The organism is Fusobacterium sp. SYSU M8D902, from assembly GCF_040199715.1.
GTDB lineage: Bacteria > Fusobacteriota > Fusobacteriia > Fusobacteriales > Fusobacteriaceae > Fusobacterium_A.
Window position 1 is genome coordinate 1 of the sequence record NZ_JBEFNA010000045.1, and the last position, 7868, is coordinate 7868.

Genomic DNA, 7868 nt, shown 5'->3' on the forward strand with positions numbered 1-7868 from the left:
CTAGTCAATAAAAATTTACAATGGATTTTGTTTCAAATTTAAGTGGCAAAACATTATTAATTCACTTGCAAAACACAAAAAGAGGTTTTACACTCAAAATAAAAGAATTAGATAGTTATATTAACTGGGAGAGTTTTATGGAAAACTATAAGATAAAAAGCAAAATAAATATTTTATCTAAAATAGTAGACAGTTTTTTTATAGGATTTTCTTGTTTTATAGTTTATTTTGGACTAAAAACAGGAGTTTCCTTTTCAAAAAATAGTTATATTGTTTTTACTATTTTATTAGGAACTTTTTATAGTTTTATATTTATAAGAGATTTTATCTTTTATAAAACTCTTAAAATTACTCATTATGAATTGATATTATTTTATCCTATTTTGAGAAGAGAGATAAGAATACAGAAAAAAGATATACAAAAGATTGATTTTATAGAAAGTGAACATATACCAAAACTTTGGATTTATTATTATAGAATAAAAATAACTATGGAAAGTAAAAACTATATTATATCCTCAAAAGATTATAGAAACTTTTGGGAGATTTTAAATAATATTGGAGCAAAACTTCCAAAGAGAAAAATTGAAAGCTATAAAGAGAGGGAGTTATGAAAAAAATAGATGATATAAAACTTGGAAAATTTTTAAGTCTTGTTCTTAGACACAAACCTGAAACAATAGGGATAACTTTAGATAAAAATGGTTGGGCTGATGTAAATGAACTAATAGAAAAAGTAAAACTTTCTGAAAGATATATTGATATGGAAATTTTAGAAAGAATAGTCAGAGAAAATAATAAGAAAAGATACTCTTTCAATGAAGATAAAACTAAAATCAGAGCTAGTCAAGGACACTCCATAGAAGTAGAGCTAAATCTTAAAGAGATGACACCACCAAAAATTCTATATCATGGAACAGCTATCAGATTTTTAAAAAGTATAAAAGAAAAAGGAATTTTAAAAATGAATAGACAATATGTTCATCTATCAATGGACATTGAAACTGCTAGAAATGTTGGAAAAAGACATGGTGAAGTAGTCATTTTACCAGTAGATATAGATGGATTAAAGAAAATTAGACATAAATTTTACCTATCTGAGAATAATGTTTGGTTAACTTATGATATTCCAAGTAAATATATTTTATGGAATAAAATTATTTATTAAAATAGTAAAAATCTTTTGGAGGAAATAGTGAATAGAAAAATAAGTATAAAAATTGACAATAATATTCAATTCATTTTAAATAAATTACAACAATATGGACAAGGCTATATTGTAGGTGGCTATGTTAGAGATAGTCTAGTGGGATATGAACCTAAAGATTGTGATTTTGTAACAGATATTGAGTATGATAGATTGTTAGAGATATTTAAAGAGTATAATCCAAAAGAGATAGGAAAACATTTTGGAATAATTCAAATAAATATAAATGGGATAGACTATGAAATAGCAAAAATGAGACAGGATAAGGGAATACCTAAAGATAGGAAAAATCAGGAGATAGAATTTACAAATGATATATACGAAGATTTGAAAAGAAGGGATTTTACCATAAATTCAATAGCTTATGATGGTGAAAAAATATATTATTTGAACGAAATGGATCTTGATCACTTAAAAAATAGAAGAATTAAGTTTGTAGGTGAGATTGATAAAAGAATTAAAGAAGATCCATTGAGAATTATGAGATATTTTAGATTTATTTCAAGAGGGTTTAATGCTTATGATGATTGTGATATTCGTAAAGTTATAAGCAATAGAGAATTGTTAAAGAATATCTCTTTTGAGAGAATAAGAGATGAATTTAATAAGATATTGGAATCTAAAGATATATATTCTATCTTACAACTTATGAATGAAACAGGGATATTAACTATAATTATTCCTGAATGGGAAACTACAATAAATTTTGAGCAAAGGAATAAACATCATTTATATACAGTTGATCAGCATATATTAAAAGCTGTTGAATGTGTAGAACCAGATTTGATAACTAGATTAGCATTATTATTACATGATATAGGAAAACCAAGATGTTTCACTATTGGAGAAGATGGACAAGGACATTTTTATGGACATGAAAAAATATCAGCTGAAATGGCAGAGATTATTTTAAAAAGATTAAAATATGATAATAAAACAATAGAACGAGTAGTTAAACTTATAAAGTATCATATATTTTATCGATCTGAAATAGATAGTTATTATGTAAAAAAGATGTTAAATAGATTTGGAGAAGAGGATATTTATAGATTTATAAAGGTAATAGAAGCTGATAAAATAGCACATACTCCACCATATGATTTCACATCAATTGATAAGATGAAAATCTACTTATATCAAATATTAAAAGATAAACTCCCAATTTCAATAAAAGATTTAGAAATAGATGGAAAAGAGATATTAGAATATCTGGATATAAAGCAGGGAAAAATAGTTGGAGAGATTTTGAAGTTTTTGTTAAATGAGGTACTAAATAGACCAGAGCTTAATAATAGGAACGAATTACTAAAACTTGCAGAAAATTATATATCTAAGAAAGAATAAGAATGAAGAGAGTAAGTTAAAAAGAAAGTAAAAAATTGAAACAAGTTTTATTTTTTAGCGAGATAGATAATATAACGCCCCCTGTGGTGTTTTTCATGCTCAGTTTTCAACAAAAAATCAAGATAAAATCAAGTTATCAAGCTCATCAAGAGAGTGGTATTTTTCATTTAAATTTAGTAGGTGTTTATTATGAGTAGACAGTTGGATTTATTTAATTTTAGGAATGGTTATATAGTTTTTAATCCATTCTTAAATTATTCTCAAATAGATATCTATGAGTTTATTCAATATATCTTTGAGAGAGATGATGTTCTTCCATTTGAAACAGAGGGAGAGGATAGAGATTATCAGAATCATAAATATAATGGTATTATGTGTGAAATATTGGATACAGGGAAAACTAGAACTTTTATGGTATTTAATAACTTAGAGTTTTTAGAGGAAATTAAGGATAGAAGATTTGTTGTGATGAGTCCAATTACTTATATTGGAAGAAATAGAACAGCAAATAATTCCAGGTATTTATATGCTATTGCTATTGATTTGGACGGAGTGGAAGAAAAACATATTGGTAGCTTATTCAAGCAGTTTAGTAATGGACGTATCTATTCACCAAATATAATTGTTAGTTCGGGTAATAGGTTGCATTTGTATTATATTTTGAAAGAGCCAATAGCTTTGTTTGATAATATTAAGGGTTTGATGAAAAGGCTTAAATATGGGCTAATAGATTTAGTTTGGAGTAGTTTTACTTCAAAACAGACTAGGCAATATTAAGGGATTTTTCAAGGCTTTAGAGTTCCTGAAACACAGACAAAATTTGGGGAGAGAGTTAAGGCTTATGTTAATTATGATATTCCATTTTATGATATTAGGGAATTAAATAGACGTTTAGATGATGATATTAAGTTAACAGAGGAAGAAATATTACAAATAGAAAGAGTTATCTATAAACCAAAAAGAATCAGTTTAGCCAAAGCTAAAGAGTTATACCCTGAGTGGTATGAACGTAGAATCGTAAAAGGCGACAAAACTAGGAAAAAATGGGAGATTAAGAGAGATTTATACGATTGGTGGAAAAGAAAAATTACATCAAATAAGGAAGTTCAAGAGGGACATAGATATTTTTGTTTGATGACATTGTCAATGTACGCCACAAAATGCAATATTCCATATGAGGAATTAAAAAAAGACGCTTACTCATTCTTGGAAGAAATGGAACAAAAGACAGTTAATCAGGATAACCATTTTACAGAAGAAGATATTGAGGACGCCCTAAGAGCTTATAAAGAGAGTTATATAACTTTTCCCCGTAAAGATATTGAAAGAATAACAGGACTTTCCATACCTGCTAACAAAAGGAATTATCAGAAACAAGTTTATCATTTAGAGGAAATAAGAGCTATTAGAGATATAAGATGTAGAAGAGAGGGAAGAGATTGGCGTCAAGGGAATGGAAGAAAAGAAAAAAAAGATGTAGTATTTGAGTGGAGAGTTAAAAATCAACTTGGAACAAAGGCACAATGTATTAGAGATACTAAATTAGATAAAAAAACAGTTTATAAATGGCGGGAGTATGCAGGAAATAAAATAAGGAATTTAGGAAGATATGAAAAATATTCAGATATTCCATTAAGTCATAAAAAGTATATTTATAGGCAAATGCAGGACAGATATATATTTGATGACATGACAGAAGAAGAAAAAAAAGACATGAGAAGAATAGATTTTATTCACGAGATATTAAAATTATTAGATATGCGTAGTTATAAAATTGCTAAAGGAATATATTGGAGTAGGCAGAGAAAGAAAAAAGCAGTTTTAGAAAAAATCTCTAAGAAAACTTAAAATTTATGAATCATCTGTTTTCATTTCATGTTTTTATTCCTAAATTAATTGAAAAATAAGAGCTATGAAATTCTCGTTTTATAATATATAATTTTTGTTGTTTTTTTAGGTAAAAATATGTTATTATGGAAATAAAAGAATTAATAAGAGGACAATATATGGTAAATCTTTTTAAAGGAAATAAAAAAGTATTTATATTTCTTTTTGGTTTATTGCTTTTTATTTCATGTTTTAGAGTACTACCAATTTATTTTATAGAAAAAATAATTGATTTAGCTAGTACTTCTAATATTGATATTAATCAAGAAAATATTTATAAGATTATTAAAATAGGATTCTTTTTTATTCTTGTAAATACTTTTAAGAGTTTTTTATTTTCAGTTTCAAAGTGGTTTTCTGAAAATAATCAAGCTAAAATATCAACAAATTTGAAAATTTTGATGTTTGAAAAATTTTCAAAAGTTAAATTTGAATATTTAAATAAAATTAATATTTCATCTATTTCTCTGTCCATTATAGAAGATTCAGAAAAAGTAGGGGAAAATATTATAACTTTATATTCAGAGATAATATTATCTTTTTTTACATTTTTATTTGGAATTTATTTTTTTAGTAGAATAAATTTTTTGTTAATTATTTATGTATTCCCTCCAGTATTAATATTAATTTTAATACTTAATAAAATATCTCAAAAAATAAAATTAATTATTTCTGTATCAAAAATAAAATTAATAAATGTTTTAGGATTATTTAATGATGGAATATTAGGAATAAAAACTTTGAAAGTTCATCAAGTTGAAAAAGATTTTTTAGAAAAAATAAAAAAAGATTCTTTTTCATTACAAGAAATTAAGATAAAACAAGCGGAATTAAAAGGTATTAATTTCTTTTTTTCAGATATAACTTTTATTATTTCTTTTGGTATTACTTTAATAATAGCTTCTATTTTTGTGAAAAAAAATTATTTAACAATAGGGGAATTAACTGCTATTTTGATGTATAACCATCTATTAACAGATCCTATTTTAAAACTAATAGAGCTTTATCCTAAAATTATAGAAATTTTAAATTGTTTAAAAAGAATAGAAGAAATCAAAATTTTTCCAGAAGAAAAGGAAAAAATATATGGAAAAGTTAATAAGATAGAACTAAAAGCAATAACTATTAAATTTGGTGAAAATATAGTACAATCTGACATTAATTTAATTATAAATTCATCATTTGGGATTTTTGGAGAAAGTGGAAAAGGAAAAAGTTCATTATTAAATATAATTTCAGGATTAATAGAACCTAAAATAGGAGAGGTTTACTATTATTTTGATGACAAAAAAGTAAATTATTTTCCTAAAGTTTCATATATGATGCAAGATGATTTTATTTTTAATATGAGTTTAAAAGATAATATATTACTTGGAAGTAAAAATATTACTGAAAATGAATATAAAGAGATTTTAAAAATCTGTAATTTAGAGTATTTAGACTTTAGATATAAAGAAAAAAATATAGGAAAAAATGGAGGAACTTTATCTGGAGGAGAAAAAACAAGAATAAAAATAGCAAGAACTTTAGCAAATAAGGAAGCTGATATATTTTTATTTGATGAAATTTCTGCTGGAATAGATAATGATAATTTATTTAATATTTTTAATAATATTGAAAGTTTTTTAATAAAGCAAAATAAAATAAGAGTTTATGTTGATCACAATAATTATATTAAGAAGCAACTACATAACTATATTTTCATCAATTAAAAAAATAGGAAGGATATTATGAAAAAGTATTCAAAACCGATTTTAAAAAAAAAAGAGAACATTTTAATTAATGGACACAGTTTATTAAGTCATAGTGGTTGTGGAATGTGTAAAATATTTAAGTAGTTGTGTTTTGGACATACCATTAGGTATGTCCTTTTAATATTAATTTTAAAGGAGAAAACTTTTATGATAGAAAGAATAGCTTTATGGGATATAACAAGTCAATGTAACTTAAAGTGTAAACATTGTTATAATGAAGAAAGATATTGGGGAAAAAATAAATATAATGAATTATCTAAAGAAGATATAGATAAAGTTCTTTCATCTTTAATTAAAATGAATGCAACAGCATTACATTTATTAGGAGGAGAACCTATTTTATGTTCAAATATAGAATATATTTTGAAAAAAGCAAAAGAAAATAACTTACAAGTAACAATGGTAAGCAATGGAACTTTAATAGATGAAAAAATTTTTAAAAAATTGTGTCAATTGGAATTAACAGCATTATCAATAAGTATGGATGGAACTGACCAAGAAAGCCATGATTATATTAGAGGAAATGGAAGTTTTAATAAGACTATAGAGAATTTGAAAACTATGGTTAAATATAAAAAAGAGAATAATGTAAATATTATTATAGGAATAGCATTGACTTTAACTAAAAAGTCTATTAATTCAGCTAAAAATTTAATTAAATTTGGAGAAGAATTAGGAATAGATGGGGTTACTTTAGCATATGTAACTAATGAAGGAAAAGCAAAGGAAGATTATAGTAATTTAGGAGTGACTGAAGAAGAAAAATTTAGTGTTATTGATAGAGTAATTTCAGATTACAAAAATAATACAACTGGCCTTTCTTTATATATTGATGCAAGACAATTATTAGGAGAATATATTTTTAAAAAATATGGAATAAAAATACAAACAACTAATTTAGGGTGTAAGGGAGGAAATAGTAGATTTTATATAATAGCAGATGGAACAATATTACCTTGTAGTCCAGTAGGAACAACTATGGGAAAATTTATTAAAGAAAAATATTTAAAAGGATTTAATCCACCAAATGTACTAGAAAATAATTTTTTAGAAATAATAGAATCAAATTATTTTATTAATTTTTATAATTTTGCACATAATATAGAAAATTATAATATTTTAAATCCTTGTAAAGAATGTAATTATAATTGTTACCCTTGTCCTTTGTTGTATAATATTAATAATCCAAATGTAAAAGAATGTCTTTATGCCAAAAAGAAAATTATTGAAATTGAATCTTTGATGTTAAAAACCTCTTTTTCTAAAAAAGATAATTTACGAATAAATACATTAAAAGATAAAATAGAAATAATAGATTTTTATAATCAAGATAAATATATTTTAGAAGATATTGGGTTTGATATTTGGAATCTTATAGATGGGATAAAAACTGTTGAAGATATTATAAATATAATAAAAAAGACTATAACTCTGATAATGATATTCATTTAAATAAAGTGATCTATAGAGATATTTTAGATTTTATTTTTGATTTAAGAGAAAAAAATTTTCTTTTTAATAAAAACGAATAAAAAAATGAGAGTGTAAATAATTTTGTGTATTTATCATCTCTTGATTATTAATTTTTAAATTATTTTGAAGGGGCTGTTGCAAACTTAATAGCCATATGTTTTAAAATTAGCTAAAGAGATTTTTTAATCTCTTTGGCTTTTTTA

At 24.2% G+C, this 7868-nt stretch carries 7 protein-coding genes; all 7 read left to right on the top strand.

Annotation, left to right across the window (positions count from 1 at the left end):
• Positions 1-137 precede the first annotated feature (137 nt).
• The 7 genes from ABNK64_RS10685 (at position 138) to ABNK64_RS10715 (ending at position 7644) form a co-directional block, all read left to right on the top strand.
• Positions 138-614 carry a hypothetical protein gene (locus ABNK64_RS10685; protein WP_349764359.1) on the top strand — a complete coding sequence of 159 codons (477 nt, stop codon included), beginning with the start codon at positions 138-140 and terminating at the stop codon, positions 612-614.
• Positions 611-1168 carry an RNA 2'-phosphotransferase gene (locus ABNK64_RS10690; protein ID WP_349764360.1) on the top strand — a complete coding sequence of 186 codons (558 nt, stop codon included), beginning with the start codon at positions 611-613 and terminating at the stop codon, positions 1166-1168. The genes ABNK64_RS10685 and ABNK64_RS10690 overlap by 4 nt, the downstream gene beginning before the upstream one ends.
• Before the next feature lie 27 nt (positions 1169-1195).
• Positions 1196-2551 (top strand): CCA tRNA nucleotidyltransferase, encoded by a 1356-nt coding sequence (locus ABNK64_RS10695; protein ID WP_349764361.1) that lies wholly within the window; start codon positions 1196-1198, stop codon positions 2549-2551.
• Positions 2552-2740: 189 nt separating this feature from the next.
• Positions 2741-3328, top strand: coding sequence for a hypothetical protein (locus ABNK64_RS10700; RefSeq protein ID WP_349764362.1), 588 nt, complete (start codon positions 2741-2743; stop codon positions 3326-3328).
• Between the two features lie 369 nt (positions 3329-3697).
• Complete coding sequence (locus ABNK64_RS10705) at positions 3698-4399, top strand: hypothetical protein (protein WP_349764363.1); 702 nt, start codon at positions 3698-3700, stop codon at positions 4397-4399.
• A gap of 158 nt (positions 4400-4557) precedes the next feature.
• On the top strand, positions 4558-6150 hold the full coding sequence (locus ABNK64_RS10710; protein ID WP_349764364.1) for an ATP-binding cassette domain-containing protein: 1593 nt from the start codon (positions 4558-4560) through the stop codon (positions 6148-6150).
• 189 nt (positions 6151-6339) lie between these two features.
• Positions 6340-7644, top strand: coding sequence for a radical SAM/SPASM domain-containing protein (locus ABNK64_RS10715; RefSeq protein ID WP_349764365.1), 1305 nt, complete (start codon positions 6340-6342; stop codon positions 7642-7644).
• Positions 7645-7868 lie beyond the last annotated feature (224 nt).

Bases quoted from the DNA above. Each gene is read 5' to 3' on its own strand.
- ABNK64_RS10685 (WP_349764359.1), top strand. From the start codon at position 138: ATGGAAAACTATAAGATAAAAAGCAAAATAAATATTTTATCTAAAATA.
- ABNK64_RS10690 (WP_349764360.1), top strand. From the start codon at position 611: ATGAAAAAAATAGATGATATAAAACTTGGAAAATTTTTAAGTCTTGTT.
- ABNK64_RS10700 (WP_349764362.1), top strand. From the start codon at position 2,741: ATGAGTAGACAGTTGGATTTATTTAATTTTAGGAATGGTTATATAGTT.
- ABNK64_RS10705 (WP_349764363.1), top strand. From the start codon at position 3,698: ATGTACGCCACAAAATGCAATATTCCATATGAGGAATTAAAAAAAGAC.
- ABNK64_RS10710 (WP_349764364.1), top strand. From the start codon at position 4,558: ATGGTAAATCTTTTTAAAGGAAATAAAAAAGTATTTATATTTCTTTTT.
- ABNK64_RS10715 (WP_349764365.1), top strand. From the start codon at position 6,340: ATGATAGAAAGAATAGCTTTATGGGATATAACAAGTCAATGTAACTTA.